The following is a 21,631-nucleotide window of genomic DNA, read 5'->3' as shown; positions in this document are numbered from 1 at the left end:
ATAGCAAAAAAGGCCGGCTCCTTTTCAGGAACCGGCCTTTTTTAATAATCACAAGCTAAAGCAGATGTTGCTGCTTATTTCTTCGCGTCCGCGTCGGGCGCTTCCGGCGTTTCAGCCGGGCGCTCATCGCTGGCGAGGTTCTGGGCCTCGCCGCTCTTGCTCACGGCGAAGGTCAACTCCTCGGCACCTTCGGTATAGTCGGCCGTAATAACGTCGCCGTGCACAACCTGAGCTTTGAGGATTTCCTCAGCAATCGGGTCTTCGATATACTTCTGGATGGCGCGGTTCAGCGGACGGGCACCGTATTTAGGGTCGTAGCCTTTGTCAGCCACAAAGTCCTTAGCGGCTTCCGTCAGCTCGACACGGTAGCCGAGGGCCTGCACCCGCGAGAGGAGCTTGCTGAGGCTGATGTCGATGATTTTGTGGATGTCCTTTTTCTCCAGCGAGTTGAAGACGATAACGTCATCCAAACGGTTGAGGAATTCGGGCGAGAAGGTCTTCTTCAGGGCATTGGTGATGGTACCCTTGGTCAACTCATCCATATTCTCCTGACGGGCCTTAGTGCCAAAGCCGATGCCTGCGCCGAAGTCCTGCAAATCACGCGCCCCGATGTTCGAGGTCATGATGATGATGGTATTCCGGAAGTCCACCTTGCGGCCGAGGCCATCGGTCAGGATACCGTCGTCCAACACTTGCAGGAGCAGGTTGTACACGTCCGGGTGCGCCTTCTCAATCTCGTCGAGCAGGATAACCGAGTACGGCTTGCGACGGATTTTCTCCGTCAGCTGGCCGCCTTCTTCATAGCCCACGTAGCCGGGAGGCGCGCCAACCAGGCGCGATACGCTGAATTTCTCCATGTATTCCGACATGTCAACGCGCACCAGCGCATCTTCTTTGTCGAAGAGGTAGGTAGCCAATACTTTGGCTAATTCCGTCTTACCCACACCCGTCGGGCCGAGGAATACGAACGAGCCAATCGGCTTCTTGGGGTCCTTCAAGCCAACGCGGGTGCGCTGAATGGCTTTCACCAGCTGCTTGATGGCTTTTTCCTGTCCAATTACTTTGCCTTGCAGCTCCTCATTCATGTTGAGGAGTTTCTGGCTCTCGTTCTGGGCCACGCGCGAAACGGGGATGCCGGTCATCATGGCAATAACCTCGGCCACGTTCTCCTCTTTCACCGTGTAGCGCTTTTTCTTGGTTTCCTCTTCCCACGACTTTTTGGCCGTTTCGAGTTGGTCCAGAAGCTTCTTCTCGGTGTCGCGGAGCTTGGCGGCTTCCTCGTATTTCTGCGATTTCACCACGCGGTTTTTCTCGCCTTTGATGTTCTCAATCTGCTCTTCGAGCGTGAGAATGTCCTCGGGCACCACGATGTTGTTGATGTGCACGCGGGCACCGGCCTCATCAAGAATATCGATGGCCTTGTCCGGCAGGAAACGGTCGGACATATAACGGTCCGACAGCATCACGCACTGCTCAATTGCCTTATCAGTATAAACCACATGGTGGTGGTCCTGATACTTGTCCTTGATGTTGTGCAGGATTTCGATGGTTTCCTCGGGCGTGGTGGGGTCCACCATCACCATCTGGAAACGACGGGCCAAGGCACCATCTTTCTCGATGTACTGACGGTACTCGTCCAGTGTGGTGGCACCGATGCATTGAATCTCGCCGCGAGCCAAAGCTGGTTTGAACATATTCGAAGCATCCAGCGAGCCCGAAGCGCCGCCGGCACCCACGATGGTGTGCAGCTCGTCAATGAACAGGATTACGTCGGGCGACTTTTCCAGCTCGTTCATCACGGCCTTCATCCGCTCTTCGAACTGGCCACGATATTTCGTGCCAGCCACCAGCGACGCGAGGTCAAGCGTAACAACGCGCTTGTTGAAGAGCACGCGGCTTACTTTTTTCTGGATGATGCGCAGGGCGAGGCCTTCGGCGATGGCCGTTTTGCCTACACCGGGCTCACCGATGAGAATGGGATTGTTTTTCTTGCGCCGGCTCAAGATTTGGGCCACGCGCTCAATTTCTTTTTCGCGGCCCACGATGGGGTCGAGCTTGTCGTCCTCAGCCAATTTGGTGAGGTCGCGGCCAAAGTTATCGAGCACCGGGGTGCGCGATTTTTCGCCAGGCTTCTTGGCACCAGCGCCGGTGCCGGCACCACGCCCGCCGGGACCCGACGAGCCAAAGAGTTTGTCGTTGTCGTCGTCGTCCGTATCGGGCGTGCGGTTTTGCGGGGCCGCGCCGGCGTTACCGTGGTAATCCAGCGAGTCGCGCACAGTTTCGTAGTTCACGTTGAATTTGCTGAGAATTTGGGAAGATATGTTGTCTTCGTCCCGCAGGATGGACAACAGGAGGTGTTCGGTACCGATGATTTCGGATTTGAAGATTTTAGCCTCCAAATAGGTGATTTTCAACACCTTCTCGGTTTGCTTGGTAAGCGGAATCGAGCCGGTGATGCTGGTGCCCTGGGTGGCGGTGTTGCGGGTGGCTTGCTCCAATGAGAATTTCAGCTCATCGATGCTCACCCCCAGCTTGCGCAGCAGGCCAAGGGCGGTGCCTTCGGCCTCCCGAATCATACCAAGCAAAAGGTGCTCGGTACCAATATAGTCGTGGCCGAGACGGATGGCCTCTTCCCGACTGAGGGAAATAACCTCTTTGACGCGGTTTGAGAATTTAGCTTCCATGCCAATAAACGTAGTGAAAAATCAAATAAGCCCCGCGTCGGGCAAGTAACACGAATAACGGGTTGGGCCGATGTGACTTGAAAACAAGCCGGTTCGGGCGAAGGTTCGGACTAAATTTGCGGCCCGGCATTAATTAACCTAACGTCGGCCGAAATCTACGGGTTACTGCAAATAGCGGCCGGCAGCCGGGCCCTGCGAAAACAGCAGGTCCAGCACACTCAGGCCGGGCTCAAAACCTGGGCCAAACACCTGCGGATAGGGCCGCACTAGGGCAGAGGCTGCCGGAGTGTCAGGTTCGGGCGTTTTGGTAGCGGCTTTGGGTGTCAGCCAGTCGCGCCGGTCAGCGATAAGCTGGGTAGTAGCAAGAGCGGAATTCTCGGCAGAAGGTTGCGCGGGGTAGTGGGCGTGGTATTCGGTGGTGAGGTGTAGGGGCAGGGTGATGCGGAAACACCTCAACAGTAAACGTAAAAATTGCTGATTTAGGTCAAAAAGCAACGCAGGTTTACTTACGTAAATATCGCGCAGATAGTCGGCATAAAACTCAAAATAGGGGCTATTGCCGTAGGCGGTTTGCAGCGTGCGCCAGTGCCGGTGAATCCAGTTCTGGCGGTAGTCGATTTCGATTTCGGAAACGCTGACCTTTTCGGCCCGGTTGCCATCAATAACCGGCACGGTGAGCGGCTGCACGCCCTGCGCCGTGCGGATGAGGCAGCGGTTGCGAAAGGTTTGCTTGCGGTAGTGCTCGTGGGCTTCGAGCAGGATGCTGTCGGCGCGGAGCAGCTCGGCGAAGAGGGCAGCCGGCGGGTGGTAGTGGAGTTCGGTGAGGAGAATCATGGGCGGTAGAGACGCATATTTGCGTCTCGTCGTTGAACAAGGCGGGCAGAAATCGTGCGCTGATTCCGTTCAACGACGAGACGCAAATATGCGTCTCTACTCGTCGCCACCCTGGCCTTTGCTGCGCTCGGCATCGATAAAATAGGCTCCTTTGATAACCAAGTGCGTGGTATCGCTCAGCTTATCCAGCGGGCGCACGGCTACCTGGCCCTGGTCGGTGGCACCGGGGCGGAGGCTGAAGCGGCGGAAGGTGCTGCCTTTGGCATCAGATTTCACCTGATAATAAGCGTAGCTGACTTCGCCGCCGGGTACGAGGGCATCCTCTGGGAGCGTGCGCTGGGGCGTGCGGCCGGTGAGGATGCGGGCACTGACGTATTGGCCGGGTAGTAAGGCGGCGGTAGCGGCGGCATCGGGGCCGGTTTCGTGCAGGTGAGCGTGCACACTCACGGTGCGGCCGTCGTCGTCGAATGCTTTGCCGACGAGGAAGACGGTGGCGGGCAGCGGCTGGGCGCTGGCACCCTGGGCTGGCACGCGGAACAGGATGTCCTGACCAACTTTCACTTTGGCGATGTCGCGCTCGAAGACTTTTAATTCAAGATGCAGGTCGGAACGGTCGACGAGCTCAATGAGCACGTCCTGCGGGTTTACGAACTGGCCGGGGTTCACCAGCACGGCTTTCACGAAGCCGCCGATGGGCGCGATGAGCGGCACGCTGGGCTTAATGTTAGTGGCGGTGATGCGCTCGGGCTTCAGACCGATGAGGCGAAGCTGGGCGGCGAGGCTGCCGGCGGCGGCCTGCTCGGTGCGCAGCTCGGAGGTGGCTTGCTGGAGCTTGCGGCGCGCCCCTACGTCTTCGTCGTTGAGAACCTGCTGGCGGGCGGTTTCCTGTTTTAGGAATACGATGCGGGCCTGGCTTTGGAGATAATCCTGCTGGAGTTTGAGGTAATCGGGATTGCGGAGGGTGGCGAGTACGCTGCCCTGTAAAACGTGCTGGCCGGGCAGGATGGGGAGTTGCTGCACATAGCCGCCCATGATTGCCGTGACGGAGACCCGGTGGCTTGGCGGCACATCAATCTGGCCGGTGGCCTGCACTTCGGTGCCGAGGTCGCGCCGGGTGAAGGTGCCAAGCTCGATGCCAGCGGCCTGCATCTGGGCTTTGGAGAGGAAAACTTCGTTTGGAGCGCGAGGTGGGGACGTGGCGGGTTTATCGGCGGCGTTTTCGGCTTTGCTACCGCAGGCGATGAGGAAGGGGAGCAGGGCGATGTAGGGGAGGGATTTCATGAGATGTTTCGTGATATTTTTTGCCTTCGTATTTCGCAGTTTGCTGCACGACGGCTTATTGCGAATCTGCCCCGGCCAGGGACTGGATATTGGCCACCAGCTCATTGTACTGCCGGAGTTGCTCGAAATATGCTTCCTGAATCTGCCAAGCGGGCTGGGTGTTCACCACGTATTCCACGTACTCGATATCGCCGGCGCGGCGGCTTTTCTCGGCGGTGTCGAGGATAAGGCGGGCTTGTGGCAACCCGTAGTTCTCATAATAAAGCAGCGAAGCCTGGGCGCGGGCCAACTGCTGGCGTAGGGTGCTGAGCTGGGTGCCAAATTGCGTATTTGCATAGGCCAGCTGCACCTGGGCGGCTTCCTCGCCGATTTTGGCGGCAGCAATGCGGGCGCGCTGCGCGCCACCTATTAAAGGCACCGCGATACCGGCCTGCGCCACCTGGAAACTCTTTTCCTGATTGATGGTCTGGTTGAAGTAGCCGGCGCGCAGGTCGGGCAGGCGGCGGAGCTTTTCGAGCTTGGTTTGCTGCTGGCTGAGGGTGAGCTGCTGCTGATAGAGCGCCAGCGTGGGGTTGGTGGCGGGCGTAAGGGTGGCCGTATCGGCGGGCAGCAGCACGGCGCGGGGGCTGGCGGTGGTGTCGATGCTGGCCAGCCCGGGCTGGCCCAGCAGCAGGGCCAACTGGCGACGCTGCACCAGCAGCTCGGAACGGAGGGTGGCGAGGCGGTTTTGCAGCTCGCGGGCGCGGGCTTCGGCCGAAACCTGCTCCAGGCGGTTGGTTTCGCCCACCTGGTAGCGGATGCGGGCGGCGCGGGCGGCGCGCTGGTAGAGGCTGTCCTGCCGACGCAGCAGCGCCACAAGGCGGTAAGTCACCAATAGATTATAGTAGCCCGAACGGATGCTGCGGGCCAGCTCGCGGCGCTGGGCGCGGGCGCGGATGGTGCCGGCCTCGGCCGTGGTTTGCAGCACCTGACGCTGTGCCCCATATACGGTGGGGAAGGCCGACTGCTGCAGCACGTTGAAACTGTGGTCGGCCAGCGGGCCGGAAATCTGGCCGTATTGGTAGTCGAACACCAAGCGCGGCAGGTCGTAGCCGGTGCGGGTGAGGGCCTGTTGCTGCTGAGCCTGCAAGGTGGCGGCCTGCACCAGCGGGCTTTGGGCTAGGCCGGTGCTCAGGGCCTGCGAGATACTGAGTGGGGTATCCGTAGGGGCCTTTTGGGCATGGGCAGTGGCAGGCAGCAGAGCAGTTAGGGCTACCAGTAGGAAAGCTACTGTTGAAGCACCTGCCACTCCAGAATCTTTAGCGTCTGAGTTGCCCAACTTTGAGGCTTCGCCGGTTTCGGCCTTGACTTTCGCCTCTTTAGCTTCTTCGGCGGCTACTTCGGGGCTGGGCTCGTCATCATCCACGAAGAAGGTGTAGAGCACCGGTAGCACCACCAGTGTGAGCAGCGTGGCGGTAATCAGTCCACCGATAACCACGGTGGCCAGCGGCTTCTGCACTTCCGCGCCGGCCGAATTTGACAAGGCCATTGGCAGGAAGCCCAGCGAGGCCACCGAAGCCGTGAGCAGCACCGGCCGGAATCGCTCCTCCGTAGCACGCAGCACCCGCTCGCGGATTTTGCACACGCCGGCCGTGGCCAGCTCATTTAGACTGGCAACCAGCACAATGCCGTTCAAAACGGCTACGCCGAACAGCGCGATAAAGCCCACGCCCGCCGAAATGCTGAATGGCATCCCCCGGATTCCCAGCGCCAGCACGCCGCCGATGGCCGCCAGCGGAATGCCCGTGAAAATCAGCAGCGCCTCCTTCACCGAGCGGAAGGCCAGGAACAACAGCATGAAAATCAGTACCAACGACACCGGTACGGCGATGGCTAGCCGGGCCTTGGCGTGGTTCAGGTTTTCGAACTGGCCGCCGTAGGTGATGCTGTAGCCGGGCGGCAGGCGCAGGCCGGTTTTCAGCTTGCCCTGAATATCCTGCACGAGGCTTTGCACGTCGCGGCCGCGCACGTTCACGCCAATATTGACGCGGCGGCGGGCATCGTCCCGGGAGATTTGAGCCGGGGCGGGTTTCAGGGCTACGGTGGCCACTTCGCTGAGGGGAATCTGGTTGCCGTCGGGCAGCGAGACGAGGAGTTGGTTGAGGTCGTCGGGGCCGCGGCGGTGCAGCGAGTCAAGACGTAGCACGAGGTCGAAGCGGCGCTCGCCTTCGTACACTTGTCCGGTGGTCTGGCCTGCGAAAGCGGTTTGCAGCAGCGTGTTGAGGTCCGTCACGCGCAGGCCATACTGGGCCAGCTTGGCGCGGTCGTACATCACGCGCAACTGCGGCAGGCCAATAATCTGCTCCACTTTAATGTCGCCCACACCCTGTAGCGGGCGGATGAGGACGGCGGCCTCATCGGCCTTGGCTTTGAGCACGTCGAGGTCGTCGCCGTAAATCTTCACCGATACATCCGACTTCACGCCCGAAATCAGCTCGTTAAACCGCATCTGGATGGGCTGCTGGAACTCCAGGCTCACGCCGGGCACGCCGGCCAGGGCAGCTTGCATCTTATTGGCCAGCTCCTCGCGGGTGCTGGCGCTGGTCCATTCGGCGTGGTCTTTCAGGATAATCATCTGGTCGGAATCTTCCAGCGACATGGGGTCGGTGGGGATTTCCGAGGTGCCGATTTTGCCCACTACTTGCAGCACTTCCGGGAATTTGCTCTTCAGGATGCGCTGAATCCGGCTTGTGAGCAGGATGCTTTCGTCCAAAGAAGAGCCCGGGGCCAATGTCACGTTCATGGCAAAGTCGCCCTCATCGAGCTGCGGAATGAACTCGCCACCGAGCCGCGAAAACACGAAGCCACCCAGCGCCAGCAGCCCCACGGCCACGCCTACCACCAGCCAGCGCGCGCCCAGCGCCGCCCGAATAATGGGGTCGTACAGCTTGTGCAGAAAGCCCACAATGCGGTCGGCCAGGTTAGGCTTTTCGCTGATATTCTTCTTTAGCGCCCAGGCCGTGACGGCCGGCACGTAGGTCAGACACATAATCATGGCTCCCAGAATGGCGAAGCTCACCGTAAGGGCCATGGGCCGGAACATCTTGCCCTCCACGCCGGTGAGTGAGAGGATGGGCAGGTACACAATCAGGATGATGAGCTGGCCGAACAGGGCCGATTTCATGAGCCGGTTGGTCACGCCTTCGGTGATGTCGTCCATGGTTTCGTGGGCGGCTTTGAGACGCTCGTGTAGCAGGTGGGCGATGACGGCCTCCACGATAATCACGGCGCCATCCACGATGAGTCCGAAGTCCAACGCGCCCAGACTCATGAGGTTAGCCGATACGCCGAAGGTCCGCATCATGCCCAGCGCGAAGAGCATGCACAGCGGAATCATGCCCGCCACCACCAGCCCGGCCCGTAGATTGCCGAGTAGTAGGAGCAGTACGACTACCACGATAATGCCGCCTTCAATCAGGTTTTTAACTACCGTGTGAATGGCCTTGTCCACCAGCTTGGTGCGGTCGAGAAACGGGTCGATTTCCAGGCCTTCGGGCATTGATTGCTGGATTTCGGCCACCCGCGCCTTCACGTTTTTGATAGTGGCTTCCGAAGATGCGCCTTTCAGCATGAGCACCACGCCGCCCACGGTTTCGCCGAGGCCGTCGCGGTCCATGGCGCCGTAGCGCACGGCGTGGCCGAAACGCACGGCCGCCACATCGCGCACCAGCAGCGGCGCGCCGCCCTGGCCGGGCCGGGCCATAGGTTTTACTACGATGTTGCCGATGTCCTGCAGCGAGGTGGCCCGGCCCTCGCCCCGGATGAAAAACGCGCGCGGGCCGCGCTCCAGGTAGCTGCCGCCGGCGTTGCCGTTGTTGGCCTGCAGGGCTTCGTAAAGCTCGGCCATGCTCACGCCCGCACCGGCCAGGCGGGTGGGGTCCACGCTCACCTCGTACTCGCGCACGTAGCCACCGAAGCTGCTCACATCCACTACGCCATTCACACCGGCCAGACGGCGCTTCACCAGCCAGTCCTGAATTTCGCGCAGCTCGGCAAGGCCGTACTGCTTCTCGTAGCCCTTTTTGACTTTGATGGTGTACTGATAAATCTCGCCCAGGCCGGTGGTGATAGGAGCCATACCCGGCGCGCCCAGGCCCTGGCCGAGGTCGGCTTCGGCCACCTTCAGCTTCTCGGCCACCAGCTGGCGGGTGTGGTAGGTGTCCACGTCTTCCTCAAACACCACGGTAATCACCGACAGTCCGAAGCGGGAAATGGACCGGATTTCCGTCACGCCCGGGATGGTGCGCAACTGCAGTTCGAGCGGTACGGTGATGAGCTGCTCGACTTCCTGTGCGGCCAGCGCGGGACTTTGGGTGATGACCTGAACCTGGTTGTTGGTGACGTCCGGAATGGCGTCGAGTGGCAGGCTGGCGGCCGAAAATCCGCCCCAGGCAATGAGGCCCGCCAGCATCAAACCCACCAGCAGCTTGTTGCGGATGCTGAAATTAATAATCGCCGAAATCATACGAATACGGTGCAATGCGGCCCGGCCCGAACGCGGCCAAAAGCCGGCCCGGGGAGGCGCTAATAATCCAATAAGAGAGGGGAGGGGCCGGAGTTTGGGTACCGGGGCCAGTTTAGGCGCGGGCACACTGCGTCCGGGGGCGCGGGTGGGTTAGGCTCGGGGCGGCTGGCCCAGCGAGGTGCTGAAGCTGAAGGCGTAGCGCGGCGCAATGGCGGCACGGTACGTCGGCACAACAGCCGTTTCGGGCCGGGCCACGAATACCAGTCGCGTGACTGGTGCCACCACAAAACTGAGCGTGACGCAGCCGTGGTGGCAGCGCAGAGGCAGGTTGTGGTGGTCTTGCTGGTGGCGCGGCGAGAGGGTGCAGCCAGCGTAGTGCTTGGTGCCCGCCCCGTAGTGCTCGGCGATGAACTGGCCAAAATTCAGCCCACCGCCCGCTGCCGAATGGTGGTATTCGTAGTGCTCGACCAGCTGCGGCAGCTTGGCCAGCTCGCCCAGGTCATTCTCGGGCACGAAGCTGCCCAGCAGCATCAGTATTCCCAGAAAGAAGGCCAGCGGTGCGCGCATATCAGGAGAGAAACGAACGGGCGGGGCGAAAGTTTGTGACGACCGGCGAATTTAATGAATCTTGTGCCGGTCAGGTGGCTTTCGGCCCGCAAAGAACGGCACGGTTCTGCATATGCCCGTAACCTGACAACAACGGATAATCCGTCCTTTTCTCCCGCCGTACTTTTGCCCTATGCGCTACCTCCTCACCTTACTCGCCACTTTCGCCACGCTGGCTGCCCAGGCTGGCCCGCCGCAATTGCTGCTCGACGTGGCTCGCTTTCGCAACCTCAATAAGGTGGAGAAGGGCGCCGAAGTGGAAATTTACGTGACCGTGCCCACGCAGTCGCTGCAGTACCGGCAGCGCGCGCCCAAGGCGTTCCAGTCGTCGGCCCTCGTCACGCTTGATATCCTGAAAGCCGACGGCACTTCGGCCTACCACGAAGTCATCACCCTGAAGCCACCGGTGCTTACCGACACCACCATTGCCATCAAAAACCCACAGAGCTTCCTCAAGCGCATCCTGCTGCCTGATGGCAAATACACCCTGCGCGGCACCGTAAAGGACCAATACCGCAGCGCGGGCGGCGAAACCACCGTAGAAAAACCGCTGGTACTGGAAGCGCCCGCCGGCCCATTTCTATCGGATGTGGTGCTGCTTTCGCGACCCGCCGCTAAAAGTGGGGGCGACGATAATTTTGCCCGGGGCGGCTACCGGCTCACCCGCGCCCCCGGCGGCAGCTACGGTCGTGGAGCGGACAATGTATTCTTCTACACTGAATTGCACAACGCCCCCGTGGGCCAGGCCCTGCGCGTGCATTACCACCTCACTACCCCCGACGGCTCGGCTGCCGACGCCGACGCCACCCTCACGCCCCAGAGCGGCCGCCCCACCAGCATTGCCGGGCAGCTGCCTATGGGGCCCTTGCCCGATGGCCCGTTCACGCTGTTCGTAGAAGTGTACGGCGGCCCCGGCAATAAGAAACTGATAGCCGGCCACCGCGCCATCGGCGAGCACTCCGCCGCCGAATACGCGCCCGCCGGCGCTGCCGTGCCCCGCTAAGCATGGCCACTAAAGGAACCATCGCCACCACCGGCCGGCCCTACGCCTGGTACTTCGAGCCGCTGTGGTGGCTGCTGCTGGGCTTGGCGCATCTGCCGCTGACGGTACTTTATTTATTCGCCGAAGTAATTTATTTCCTGCTGGCCTACGTGGTGCGTTACCGCTGGCGCGTGGTCACGGAGAACCTGCGCAATTCGTTCCCGGAGAAAACGCCGGCTGAAATCGAGCGCACCGGCAAGGCGTTCTACCGGCATTTTGCCCAGGTGGTGGTCGAGATTCTGAAGCTGGCCGCCATTTCACCGGAAGAATTGGGCCGGCGAATGCGCTTCACCAACCCGGAGCTGATGACGCGCCACTTCGCCGAAAACCGGCTGGTGCTTTCGCTGGGCTCGCACATGGGCAACTGGGAGTGGATTCTAAACGGCGCGGCGCTGGAATTTCCCGGCCGGGCCGCCGGGGTCTACAAGCCACTCAACAACCTGTTTTTTGAAACCCTGATGCGCCGCTTGCGCACCCGCTTCGGGGCCGATGCCGTGCCCATGCTGGCCACGCTACGCTACCTGGTGGCTCACCGGGGCGAGGGCCGCACCCTCAGCCTGCTCACCGACCAGGCCGCCGGCCCCGAAGACCGGCCCTACTGGACCCAATTCCTCAATCAGGACACCAGCTTTTACACCAGCGCCGACCGCCTAGCCGTGCAACTCGATTGCGCCGTGCTCTACGTGGGCATCCGCCGCGTACGGCGCGGCTACTATGAAGTCACCTTCACCGAGCTGCCCGACGGCCGGGCCGCGAAAGGCGCGCCCGCCGGCACATTTCCCATTACCGAAGCCTTCGCCCGGCAACTGGAAACGGATATGCGCGCCTCGCCCGAGCAGTATTTGTGGACTCATAGGAGGTGGAAGCACAAGCGGTAGGATTCGCCTGTCATTGCGAGGTCGCAGGCCGTGGCAATCCGTACTATCTATGCGACCAAGTTTGAGTTGTGACGAAGCCTTTTCACTAATAGAAAGCCCCGACACTGCGAAGTGCCGGGGCTTTCTGGTAAAAGGAGGTGTCTGGGTTTAAGAGGACGGATTGCCACGGCCTGCGGCCTCGCAATGACAGGTGATTACAAATACTGCTCAATATCGCCGGCACCCTGACGCACCAACTCAAACTCGTCATTCGTGCAGTCGATGATGGTGCTGGGGACGTTGCCGCCAAAGCCGCCATCAATCACGAGGTCTACCAGCAGGCGGTATTTCTCGAAAATCAGGTCCGGGTCGGTCACGTACTCGTCGATGGTGTTTTCGTCCTCGCGCACCGAGGTGCTCACGATTGGATTACCCAATTCCTTCACCAGCTGGCGGATAATCTGGTTATCCGGCACGCGGATACCCACGGTTTTGCGCTTGGTGCCGCCGAAGCGGGGGGCGTTGGCGCTAGCTTCGAAAAGGAAAGTGAACGGGCCGGGCAGGGCTTTTTTGATGACCTTGTACGTCTCCGTGGTGATGCCGTGGGCGTAGTCGGAAATGTGCGACAGGTCGTAGCAGATGAAGCTCAGGTTGGCCTTTTCGGGGAAGAGCTTTTTGATGCGGCAGACTTTTTCTACGGCTTTCGCATTGGTTACATCGCAACCGATGCCATAGACGGTATCGGTGGGGTAAATAATGACTCCCCCCTTGCGCAATACGTCAACGGCTTGCTGAATGCGGCTCTGCGGCGGATTGTCGGGGTGGATGCGGAGAAGGGTGGCGGGCATGGATACGGCTGATGGTTAATAAATTAGAGACGTAATGCGGTGGCGCGGCGGCCACGGCCTTCGGCGGCGGGCAACCCACCGGGCCAAAGGCGCGGGCAAGGTACTACGCCCGGCCGAAACGAAACAACTGAAACGCCGTCCGCGCCTTACGGTTGCCGCCCTTCGTACTTTTGGCGCCGCTCCCCCGATTCCCTTCTCAACTCCCATGTCCCAACCCGCCAAAAAGTCGGCCATCGAATACCGCGACCAAGCCCTGAAACGCCGCCGTCGCTGGGCCACCGTTAGCGTCGTTTTCACGCTCGCGCTGGTCTGTTTCTCCTATTATTTCTACCAGGTGTTCTTCACCGCTAACATCGAAACCAAGGGCAAACCGACCTACGTCATCGTGCATCGCGGCGACGACTGGCAGGCAGCCCTGAAAACCATCGACGCCACCGGAGTAGTCGTTGATAAGCTCTCGCTGCACTTCGTGGCCAAGCTGATGAAGTACCCCGAGCACGTGAAGCCCGGTCGCTACGAGCTGAAAGATGGCTTCACCAACCGCCAGCTCATCAACGTGTTGAAAGCCGGTATCCAGTCGCCGCTCAAGCTCACCTTCACCAACGTGCGCCTGCGCCGTGAGCTGGCCGACAAGCTCTCGACCCAGATTGATGCCAAGCCCGCCACCATCGACTCGCTGTTGGCCAGCCCCAGCTACACCCGCAGCCTGGGTTTTGACACCACCACGGTGCTCAGCATGTTCATCCCGAACACCTACGAGTTGTACTGGAACACCTCCGCCACCAACCTCATGCAGCGCATGAAAAAGGAGTACGAGAAATTCTGGACCCCCGCCCGCGATGCCGAGCGCGAAAAGCTTCACCTCACCCGCGCCCAGGTGAGCACCCTAGCCAGCATCGTGGAAGCCGAGCAGCAGCAGCACGCCGATGAGCGCCCCCGCATCGCCGGCGTGTACCTCAATCGTCTCAAGCGCGGCATGAAGCTGCAAGCTGACCCGACAGTAGTCTACGCCAACCGCGACTTCACCATCAAGCGCGTACTCAACGTGCACCTGCAAAAGGACTCGCCCTACAATACCTACAAGTACGCCGGCCTGCCGCCCGGCCCCATCAACCTGCCCAGCATCGCCAGCATCGACGCCGTGCTGAAGCCGGAGAGCAACAACTACCTATACTTCTGCGCCAAGGAGGATTTCAGCGGCTACCACGCCTTTGCTACGAATGAAACGGAGCATATTGCCAATGCGCGGCGTTATCAAGCGGCTTTAAATAGAGCTGGTATTAAGTAATCGGCTGTCATCTAAGCGTCTGTCATCCTGAGCGGAGCGAAGGACCTTATCACATCAGCGCTTCTTGTAGATTACTGCAAATCGTTCATCGGTGATAAGGTCCTTCGCTCCGCTCAGGATGACAAAACGTATATAATCATACCATATGTACACCTCCGACATCCAAATCCGCGTGCGCTACGCCGAAACCGACCAGATGGGCTACGTCTATCACGGCAACTACGCGGCGTATTTTGAAGTGGCCCGCACCGAGGCATTCCGCAAGCTCGGCATCAGCTACAAAGAGCTGGAGGCCGACGGCGTGGGCATGCCGGTAGGGGAGCTGCGCACCCGTTTCCGCCGCCCTGCCCGCTACGACGACCTGCTGACCGTGCGCCTGCTGCTGCGCCAGCCGCCCGAAGGCACGCGGGTGCTGTTCGAGTATGAGATTTACAACGAAGCCCAGGAACTGCTGACCGAAGGTCACACGCTCATGGTGTTCGTGAAAACCACTACCGGCCGGCCCGTACCCATCCCCGAAAGCATCCAGCAGCAGCTGGCCCCGTATTTTAGCGAAGACGACTTGGAAAGCCCGGTGCTGCCCAAGCCCGGCGCGATTCTGCCCGATGCGCCCGCGCCGGCCGCATTCCGGAAATAACCCGCCATGAAAGCCCCCGCCGCCATCCGCCGTGCCCGCTTCCCCGATGTGCGCCAGCAACGGCCGTACCGGCGGGCCATTGTGGGCCTGAAGCGGCTGCGGCTGCCCGGCGGCCACGCCTCGCTCTACGACGTGCTCGACCGCATTCTGCACGAGCTGCGGCTCGACTCGCTGGAAAAGCGCGCCGCCTACATGGCCTTCAACCTCACGGTGGCCCTGTTCCCGACCATCATTTTCCTGTTCACGCTCATTCCGTACATCCCCGTGCCGAACCTGAACGTGGACATCCTCCAGTTCCTGGCCGATTTCATGCCCCGCGAGCTGTACGCGGCCACGGCCAGCACCATCGAGGACATAGTGAACATCCCGCACGGCGGCCTGCTCTCCTTCGGTTTCGGCACGGCCCTGGTGCTCAGCTCCAACGGCATCATGGCCCTGCTCGATGCCTTTGAGAAGAAATACCCGTGGTTCAAGCACCGCAGCTACCTACGGAAGCGCATGATTGCCACCGGTCTGACCTTTGTGCTGGCGCTGATATTGCTGCTGTCCATCGCGGGCATTTTCTTCGGCACTTACCTCATTGATGGGCTGGTGTTCTATGAAATCGTGCCCGAGCGGTTCACCGATTTGGTGCTCACGCTCATCCGCTACGGCTCGCTGCTGGGGCTGTTTCTGAGCACCACCTGCGTGATTTATTACTTCGTGCCGCCCGTGCATGATAAGTGGCCGCTGGTGTCGGCCGGGGCTATTGTGGCCACGCTGCTCATTTTTTTGGTGTCGTTTCTCTTCACGCTCTACGTCCGAATTTTTGATTCCTACAACCATTTCTACGGCTCTATCGGGGCGCTGGTAGGCTTCATGGTCTGGCTCGAATTTGTGTGTATGACCCTGATTATCGGGTTCGAAGTGAACGTGAGCATGGACGCCGTGACCGGCCGCCGCCGCCAGATGCTGCAGGAGCAGCTGGCGGCCAAAGCCCCGTAGGGGAGGACCAAGATTGGCCGCTCGAAAAAAAATATCTGCTCAGAGGCTGCACCGTAGCAGATTCCTTTTTACTTTTGCACTCCCCAATCACTCGGGGGCCTTATAGAGAGGTGGCAGAGTGGTCGAATGCGACGGTTTCGAAAACCGTTATACCGGCAACGGTATCGGGGGTTCGAATCCCCCCTTCTCTACAAAAAGGCTTTTTCTGCGCTGGAAAAAGCCTTTTTTTTGTTTTGCCAACCACAGCGCACCAGAGTAATTGACCCAGAGAGCTGGCAGAGTGGTCGATTGCGGCGGTCTTGAAAACCGCTGACTGTAACAGGTCCGGGGGTTCGAATCCCTCGCTCTCTACACCGTGAAAAACCCCGTTTCCAGATTGGAAATGGGGTTTTTGCTTTTCCAGGGCGCAGGGTAGGGGCAATAGGAGTCCAAAGTCAATAGGCATGTGTGGGCCCGCCGCCTTGGCAGTTCCACCGCCAACATTGCTTTATCCGGATTTATAAAGAAGCCGTATGGCTGATTGCATCGCGTGCTTTACCGGGAAGGCCATTCCGAGGCATATTTCCAACGTAACCGGTAAAGTGCTGGGTAGATTGTCCCTTGGACTTGTATAGTTGTAGCGATACGAAATAATTACCCCCACCTTAGCACATATTTTAGAGGGGCTTGCATTTCTGAACAAGTGCTAGCCATTTCCTTGCCGACTATGACAGAAGAGAATAGCGCGGAGCTTTGGAATGCCTTTCGGGGGGGAGAGGCCCGCGCCCTGGCTATTTTGTTCGAGAACTACTATGACGCCTTGTATAACTACGGGCTGAAGCTGACCGGCGACGAGGACTTGGTGAAGGACTGTATCCAGAACCTGTTCCAAAAGCTGTGGCGGCGGCGGGAGGGGCTGCGGGCCGTGCAGGTGGTGAAGGCTTACCTGTTTAAAGCCCTGCGCCGGCACCTTGGCGATGAAACCAAGATGCTGCGGCAGCACCGCCACCTGCTGCCCACCTACACCGATTCGTTCGAGGTGACGTACTCGCACGAGGAATTCCTGATTGCCCAGCAGGGCGACGCCGAGCAGAGTGCCCGGCTGCTGGCGGCCCTCAACCAACTCTCGAAGCGGCAGCGGGAGGCGCTTTATCTGAAGTTTTTTGATGGGTTTACTTACGAGCGCATCGCGGAGGTGATGTCACTCAATATTCAATCAGTAAGAAATCTGATTTTCAATGCTTTGCAGGTTTTGCGCAAGGTGCTTGTAATGGCGATGGTGCTGCTTTTCAAGCTGGCGGGTTAGCCAAATTGGCTCCGAAATGGCAATGATTTTGGCGGAGTCAAAAAAAAGTTTTGGCCGACATGAGTATAAACGGCCGCTTCGGCCGTGATGGAGATGAATGGGGCTGCCAGCGACTACCCGCCCGGCAGCAAAACGTGGCACTGTGCCGCTGCCCCTTTCTGCCATCTGCTTATGAAATACGCCGCTTACTCGACCGAGGATTTTTTGGCTGATGAGTCGTTCCAATCGTTTGTGGTTGGGGACGACGCTGAGGCTGTGCAGTTTTGGCGCGACTGGATTATTCAGAACCCCGCCAAGCAGGCCGAGTTTGAAGAAGCCGTAGCGCTGTTGCAACTGCTGGCCACCCGCCAGCCGCAGCCCCTGCCCGAGGCCCTGAAACAGCAAGAAGCCGCCAAGTTGTGGCACGCCATGCACCCGCCGCTGGTGCCCCGTGCCCAGCCGGCCCTGCGCGTAGGCCGGCGCGCCCGGCGTTGGGCCAGCGCAGCCGTGGCGGCCCTGGTGCTGGGTTTTGCGGGCGTGGGCTTGTGGCAGCACGCCACACCTACCGTCTCGGCCTGGACCAGCTACACCACCCACACCGGTGAGCACCGCACGGTGACCCTGCCCGACGGCTCCCGCGTGACGCTGAATGCCAACTCGACGCTGAAACTGGCCACCACCTGGCAGCCGGGCCACGCCCGTGAAGTGTGGCTGGCGGGCGAAGCCTTTTTTGCTGTGCGCCACACTGCACCGGTGCAGCTGAAAGCCGTGGCTGCCGCCCCGGCCAATGTGAAATTCACGGTGCACGCCGGGCCGCTTGATGTGGCCGTGCTGGGCACGCAGTTCGACGTGCTGAACCGGCCGGGCCGGACCAAAGTGGTGCTGAAATCGGGGCAGGTGCAGTTGCGGCACCAGCATGCCGGCCGCACCGAAGTGCTGCTGATGAAGCCCGGCGAGCTGGTGGAATACCGCCCCGCCGCCCCGCAGGCCCCTCTGGCCAAGCGGGTGGTGAACCCCACGCTATACGCGGCCTGGACCACCGGCCACCTCGATTTCAACGACACGCCGGTGGCCGAAATCATCACGCTGCTTGAGGACACTTATGGCCTCGAAATCACGGTGGGCAACCCGGCCCTGCGCCAGCAGAAGCTGACCGGCTCGGTGCCCAACCAGGATGTGGATATGCTTTTGAATGCTTTCAGCAAGTCGTTGGATGTGAGTGTGCGCCGCGAGGGCAACCACGTCTGGCTCGACTGATTTTGCGGTTTTCCGCTTTTGCCCTAGTACTACTCTCCGCCCTTAGAATTCCCACCTATGGCACTTTTTACGCATTCCCTGAAGCTGCTGCCGCTGATGCTGGCCGGCAGCCTTGGCACGGCCCACGCGCAGGCACAGCGCCCGCTCATGGCCATGCTCAAACCCCCGCAACAGCCTGAGCCGGCGGTTAATCGGCCGAACGCCCGGGGCACTTCGCTGGAAAGCCTGTTGCAGGAAATGAAGACGGTGCACCATGCCTACTTTCTGTACCGCAGTGAGTTAGTGCGGGATAAGGTAGTCAATCTTGATGCGATGACGTTTCGCAGCTGGGAGGATAAGCTGACGTATGCCGTGACAATGAGCGGCTTGCGCGTGGAGAAAACGGACCGGAATGTGTACGTCATCTCGATGCCCAAGTCTTCTGCCCCCAACCTGCAAACGATTGGGGGCAACAACGGACCCAGTGCGTCCAACTGGGAAACGGCCGGGGCTACGAGCCCCCAGGCCGTAACGGTACGCGGCCAGGTAATCGGCCCGGATAAAGCACCCATTCCTGGCGTGACGGTACTGGTGAAAAACACCACTAATGGCACCACCACCGACGCCGACGGCAACTTCACCCTGAGCCTGCCCGAGGCCGACGCCACGCTGGTGATTTCGGCCATTGGCTTCGTGACGCAGGAAGTGGCCCTGCAAGGCCGCACCACGGTGAACGTGGCCCTGCAAACCGATGTGAAGGCGCTGGAAGAAGTGGTGGTACTGGGCTATACGACGCAGAAAAAAGCCGACGTGACGGTGGCTGTGTCGCAGATTGACCAGCGCGACATCAACAGTATTCCGGTGACGGGCGTGGCCCAGATTATGCAGGGCAAGGCGGCCGGCGTGGCCATCACGCAGGCCACCGGCGCGCCGGGCGAGAATATTTCCGTGCGGATTCGCGGGGTGGGCACCATCAATGATAATGACCCGCTCTACATCATCGACGGCGTGCCGACGAAGGACGGCATCAACCAGATTTCGCCCAATGATATTGAATCCATCAATATTCTGAAGGATGCGGCGGCGGCGGCCACCTACGGCGCACGGGCCTCAAACGGCGTGGTGATTGTGACGACCAAGCGTGGCAAAACCGGCAAGCCCCGGCTGAGCCTGAGCGCCTATACGGGCGTGCAAACGGCGTCGAACCTCATCAAAATGGCCAACACCAGCCAGTATGTGAACGCCTTCAACGTAGCGGCGAAAAACGACGGTCGCGGCCAGATTCCGGCCGCGCTGGCCGCCACCCTGCCCGACGTGAACTGGCTGAAAGAAGTGCTGAAACCCGCGCAGCAGTACAACGTGCAGGCCGACGTGAGCGGCGGCGGCGAAAACTCGCAGTACATCGTGTCGGGCAGCTATTTGAAGCAGGACGGGTTGATTCAGAACTCGTCGTATGACCGGTACAACCTGCGCACGGCGGTGAACAGCACGTTGTCGAAATACGTGAAGGTGGGCACCAACGCTAACCTTTCGTACTCGAAAACGCGGCAGGTGGGCACCTCCGGCGACGGCTTTGGCGATGGCAACCCGGGGGCCAGCATCGTGCGCTACGCCCTGTTTCGGACGCCGGCCACGCCGGTTTATAATGAGCAAGGTCAGTTCGTGGACCTGCCGAAGAACAACGGCGTGCTAACTGCGAACTACTTCGGCGACGGCATCAACCCGGTGGCGCTGGCCGATGCGGCCGACCGCAATTTCTACCGCTACGCGTTGCTGGGCAATGCCTTTGTGGAAATTACCCCCATCGAGCGCCTGCACATTCGGTCCGACTACGGCGTGACGTTCCGCATCACCGATTTCAAGCAGTTTTTCAAGACGTTTGGTATTGACCGGTCGTTCAACTCACCGCCCCAGCTGGGCCAGTCCAACACCAACGAATTCAACTACAACTGGACCAACACCGCTACTTACGACCTGCTGCTGGGTAAGCACACGTTCAATTTCCTGCTGGGCACCGAGGCCATTAAGAACAACGTGCGGTCGCTGTCGGCCTCGCGGCGTGGCTACGTGGACCAGACGGCCACCTTTCAGTACCTGGATAGCGGCATCGGCATTCAGCTCAACGGTGGCAACGAGGCGCATAGCTCGTTGCTGTCGGCCTTCGGGCGACTAGGCTACGACTACGACGGGCGCTACCTGGCCAGCTTCAACTTCCGCACCGATGGCTCGTCGCAGTTCCTGCCCGGCAATCGGACGCAGACGTTCTTCTCGGGCTCGCTGGGCTGGAACCTGATGCAGGAGCGGTTTATGAGCAACATCACGGCACTGTCGCAGCTGAAGCTGCGGGCCAGCGTGGGCCAGCTCGGCAACTCGGCCATCGGCAACTACCCCTACGCCTCGTTGGTGAGCACCACGGGCTATTATCCCTTCGGCGGCGTGTCGACGCAAGGGCTGAGCATCGTGTCGAAGGGCAACCCGCAGATTCGCTGGGAGACCAGCACGCAGTCTGATGTGGGCCTCGACGTGGGCCTGCTGAAAGGCGCATTGCAGTTCACGGTGGACTACTTCGTGAAGAACACCTCGCGTGTGCTGCTGAACCTGCCGCTGCCCAGCAGCGCTGGCAACGCGGGCAACCCGCCCAGCAACGCCGGCAACATCCGCAACCAGGGCCTGGAGGTGGAGCTGAGCTACCGCAACAGCATTGGCAAGGACTGGAGCTACGGCGTGACGGGCAACATGGCCACGCTGCGCAACGAGGTGGTTTCGCTGGGCCAGGCCCAGCCCATCGTGGGCGGGCGCATCGATACCAAATACTACGCCACGCTCACGGCCATAGGCCAGCCGGTGGGCTCGTTCTACCTGCTGCAAACCGACGGCATTTTCCAGAACGCACAAGAGGTGTTCACCCACGCCTACCAGGGGCCGGGTGTGCAGCCGGGCGACATTAAATTCAAGGATATCAGCGGACCGGACGGCGTGCCCGACGGCGTTATCGACGGCTACGACCGCACCTTCGTGGGCAGCCCGATTCCGACACTTACTTACGGCCTGACGGGCAACGTGCGCTGGAAGAGCATCGATTTGAGCGTGTTCTTTCAGGGCATTCATGGTAACAAGATTTACAACCAGGTCAACACCGACATAGAAGGCTTTTACCGGTCCTTCAACCTGACCGAGCGCGCCGCCACCAATTACTGGACCGGCCCGGGCAGCACCAACGAGTTTCCACGCCTGTCGTGGACCGGCGCTACCAATAACAAGCAGCCCTCCACCCGCTACTTGGAAGACGGTTCCTACCTGCGCCTCAAGAACGTGCAGCTCGGCTACACTTTCGGCGATAAGCTGCTTGCGCCGCTGCGCATTTCGTCGGTGCGCTTCTACGCCAGCGTGCAGAACCTGCTCACCTTCACCAAATACACCGGCCTCGACCCTGAACAGGGCACCAACAGCAACTCGCTCGGCGACGGCGTGCGGGCCACCGGCATCGACTTCGGGACTTACCCCTCGGCGCGCACCTTCACGGTGGGCATCAACGCGGGCTTCTAACCACTTGGCAAGCAAATTAT

14 protein-coding genes and 2 tRNA genes are annotated in these 21,631 nt (G+C 60.3%); 10 read left to right on the top strand and 6 right to left on the bottom strand.

Features of this window, described 5'->3' with window-relative positions; all coding sequences use genetic code 11:
* Positions 1 to 74: 74 nt before the first annotated feature.
* From ACYU70_RS08315 to ACYU70_RS08295, 5 genes are all read right to left on the bottom strand, one after another.
* On the bottom strand, positions 75 to 2,684 hold the full coding sequence (locus ACYU70_RS08315) for an ATP-dependent Clp protease ATP-binding subunit (protein ID WP_342295557.1): 2,610 nt from the start codon (positions 2,682 to 2,684) through the stop codon (positions 75 to 77).
* A gap of 162 nt (positions 2,685 to 2,846) precedes the next feature.
* Positions 2,847 to 3,518: a WbqC family protein gene (locus ACYU70_RS08310; RefSeq protein WP_342295556.1), complete on the bottom strand. Its 672-nt coding sequence runs from the start codon at positions 3,516 to 3,518 to the stop codon at positions 2,847 to 2,849.
* A 96-nt stretch (positions 3,519 to 3,614) separates the two neighbouring features.
* Positions 3,615 to 4,799 (bottom strand): efflux RND transporter periplasmic adaptor subunit, encoded by a 1,185-nt coding sequence (locus ACYU70_RS08305; RefSeq protein WP_342295554.1) that lies wholly within the window; start codon positions 4,797 to 4,799, stop codon positions 3,615 to 3,617.
* 55 nt (positions 4,800 to 4,854) lie between these two features.
* On the bottom strand, positions 4,855 to 9,303 hold the full coding sequence (locus ACYU70_RS08300) for a CusA/CzcA family heavy metal efflux RND transporter (protein ID WP_342295552.1): 4,449 nt from the start codon (positions 9,301 to 9,303) through the stop codon (positions 4,855 to 4,857).
* A 150-nt stretch (positions 9,304 to 9,453) separates the two neighbouring features.
* A complete protein-coding gene (locus tag ACYU70_RS08295) occupies positions 9,454 to 9,870 on the bottom strand; it encodes a hypothetical protein (RefSeq protein ID WP_342295551.1) in 417 nt (138 codons plus the stop codon).
* 172 nt (positions 9,871 to 10,042) lie between these two features.
* Here ACYU70_RS08295 and ACYU70_RS08290 point away from each other — a divergent pair, with 172 nt between their 5' ends.
* Both ACYU70_RS08290 and ACYU70_RS08285 read left to right on the top strand, forming a co-directional pair.
* The gene (locus tag ACYU70_RS08290; protein ID WP_342295549.1) at positions 10,043 to 10,912 is read left to right on the top strand and encodes a hypothetical protein; all 870 of its coding nucleotides are present in this window, start codon (positions 10,043 to 10,045) and stop codon (positions 10,910 to 10,912) included.
* Between the two features lie 2 nt (positions 10,913 to 10,914).
* Positions 10,915 to 11,829 (top strand): lysophospholipid acyltransferase family protein, encoded by a 915-nt coding sequence (locus tag ACYU70_RS08285; protein WP_342295547.1) that lies wholly within the window; start codon positions 10,915 to 10,917, stop codon positions 11,827 to 11,829.
* 194 nt (positions 11,830 to 12,023) lie between these two features.
* Here ACYU70_RS08285 and ACYU70_RS08280 read toward each other — a convergent pair whose 3' ends face one another.
* The gene (locus ACYU70_RS08280) at positions 12,024 to 12,656 is read right to left on the bottom strand and encodes an L-threonylcarbamoyladenylate synthase (protein ID WP_342295545.1); all 633 of its coding nucleotides are present in this window, start codon (positions 12,654 to 12,656) and stop codon (positions 12,024 to 12,026) included.
* A 205-nt stretch (positions 12,657 to 12,861) separates the two neighbouring features.
* Here ACYU70_RS08280 and mltG point away from each other — a divergent pair, with 205 nt between their 5' ends.
* From mltG to ACYU70_RS08240, 8 genes are all read left to right on the top strand, one after another.
* A complete protein-coding gene (gene mltG / locus ACYU70_RS08275; protein WP_342295543.1) occupies positions 12,862 to 13,944 on the top strand; it encodes an endolytic transglycosylase MltG in 1,083 nt (360 codons plus the stop codon).
* Between the two features lie 145 nt (positions 13,945 to 14,089).
* Positions 14,090 to 14,581 carry an acyl-CoA thioesterase gene (locus tag ACYU70_RS08270; protein WP_196287696.1) on the top strand — a complete coding sequence of 164 codons (492 nt, stop codon included), beginning with the start codon at positions 14,090 to 14,092 and terminating at the stop codon, positions 14,579 to 14,581.
* A gap of 6 nt (positions 14,582 to 14,587) precedes the next feature.
* Positions 14,588 to 15,565, top strand: coding sequence for a YihY/virulence factor BrkB family protein (locus ACYU70_RS08265; RefSeq protein WP_342295540.1), 978 nt, complete (start codon positions 14,588 to 14,590; stop codon positions 15,563 to 15,565).
* A gap of 104 nt (positions 15,566 to 15,669) precedes the next feature.
* Positions 15,670 to 15,756: transfer RNA gene (locus ACYU70_RS08260), tRNA-Ser, on the top strand.
* 75 nt (positions 15,757 to 15,831) lie between these two features.
* Positions 15,832 to 15,916: transfer RNA gene (locus tag ACYU70_RS08255), tRNA-Ser, on the top strand.
* A 355-nt stretch (positions 15,917 to 16,271) separates the two neighbouring features.
* Entirely contained in the window at positions 16,272 to 16,850 is a 579-nt protein-coding gene (locus tag ACYU70_RS08250) for an RNA polymerase sigma factor (protein WP_342295538.1), read from the top strand.
* Positions 16,851 to 17,021: 171 nt separating this feature from the next.
* Complete coding sequence (locus ACYU70_RS08245) at positions 17,022 to 18,086, top strand: FecR family protein (RefSeq protein ID WP_342295537.1); 1,065 nt, start codon at positions 17,022 to 17,024, stop codon at positions 18,084 to 18,086.
* A 57-nt stretch (positions 18,087 to 18,143) separates the two neighbouring features.
* Complete coding sequence (locus tag ACYU70_RS08240) at positions 18,144 to 21,611, top strand: SusC/RagA family TonB-linked outer membrane protein (protein ID WP_342295535.1); 3,468 nt, start codon at positions 18,144 to 18,146, stop codon at positions 21,609 to 21,611.
* Positions 21,612 to 21,631: the final 20 nt, after the last annotated feature.

The sequence above is a fragment of the Hymenobacter segetis genome (assembly GCF_054776495.1).
Note: the sequence above shows the minus strand (reverse complement) of the source record. Positions and strands in the feature narration are given on the sequence as shown.

Bases quoted from the DNA above. Each gene is read 5' to 3' on its own strand.
- ACYU70_RS08315 (WP_342295557.1), bottom strand. From the start codon at position 2,684: ATGGAAGCTAAATTCTCAAACCGCGTCAAAGAGGTTATTTCCCTCAGT.
- ACYU70_RS08310 (WP_342295556.1), bottom strand. From the start codon at position 3,518: ATGATTCTCCTCACCGAACTCCACTACCACCCGCCGGCTGCCCTCTTC.
- ACYU70_RS08305 (WP_342295554.1), bottom strand. From the start codon at position 4,799: ATGAAATCCCTCCCCTACATCGCCCTGCTCCCCTTCCTCATCGCCTGC.
- ACYU70_RS08300 (WP_342295552.1), bottom strand. From the start codon at position 9,303: ATGATTTCGGCGATTATTAATTTCAGCATCCGCAACAAGCTGCTGGTG.
- ACYU70_RS08295 (WP_342295551.1), bottom strand. From the start codon at position 9,870: ATGCGCGCACCGCTGGCCTTCTTTCTGGGAATACTGATGCTGCTGGGC.
- ACYU70_RS08290 (WP_342295549.1), top strand. From the start codon at position 10,043: ATGCGCTACCTCCTCACCTTACTCGCCACTTTCGCCACGCTGGCTGCC.
- ACYU70_RS08285 (WP_342295547.1), top strand. From the start codon at position 10,915: ATGGCCACTAAAGGAACCATCGCCACCACCGGCCGGCCCTACGCCTGG.
- ACYU70_RS08280 (WP_342295545.1), bottom strand. From the start codon at position 12,656: ATGCCCGCCACCCTTCTCCGCATCCACCCCGACAATCCGCCGCAGAGC.
- mltG (WP_342295543.1), top strand. From the start codon at position 12,862: ATGTCCCAACCCGCCAAAAAGTCGGCCATCGAATACCGCGACCAAGCC.
- ACYU70_RS08270 (WP_196287696.1), top strand. From the start codon at position 14,090: ATGTACACCTCCGACATCCAAATCCGCGTGCGCTACGCCGAAACCGAC.
- ACYU70_RS08265 (WP_342295540.1), top strand. From the start codon at position 14,588: ATGAAAGCCCCCGCCGCCATCCGCCGTGCCCGCTTCCCCGATGTGCGC.
- ACYU70_RS08250 (WP_342295538.1), top strand. From the start codon at position 16,272: ATGACAGAAGAGAATAGCGCGGAGCTTTGGAATGCCTTTCGGGGGGGA.
- ACYU70_RS08245 (WP_342295537.1), top strand. From the start codon at position 17,022: ATGAAATACGCCGCTTACTCGACCGAGGATTTTTTGGCTGATGAGTCG.
- ACYU70_RS08240 (WP_342295535.1), top strand. From the start codon at position 18,144: ATGGCACTTTTTACGCATTCCCTGAAGCTGCTGCCGCTGATGCTGGCC.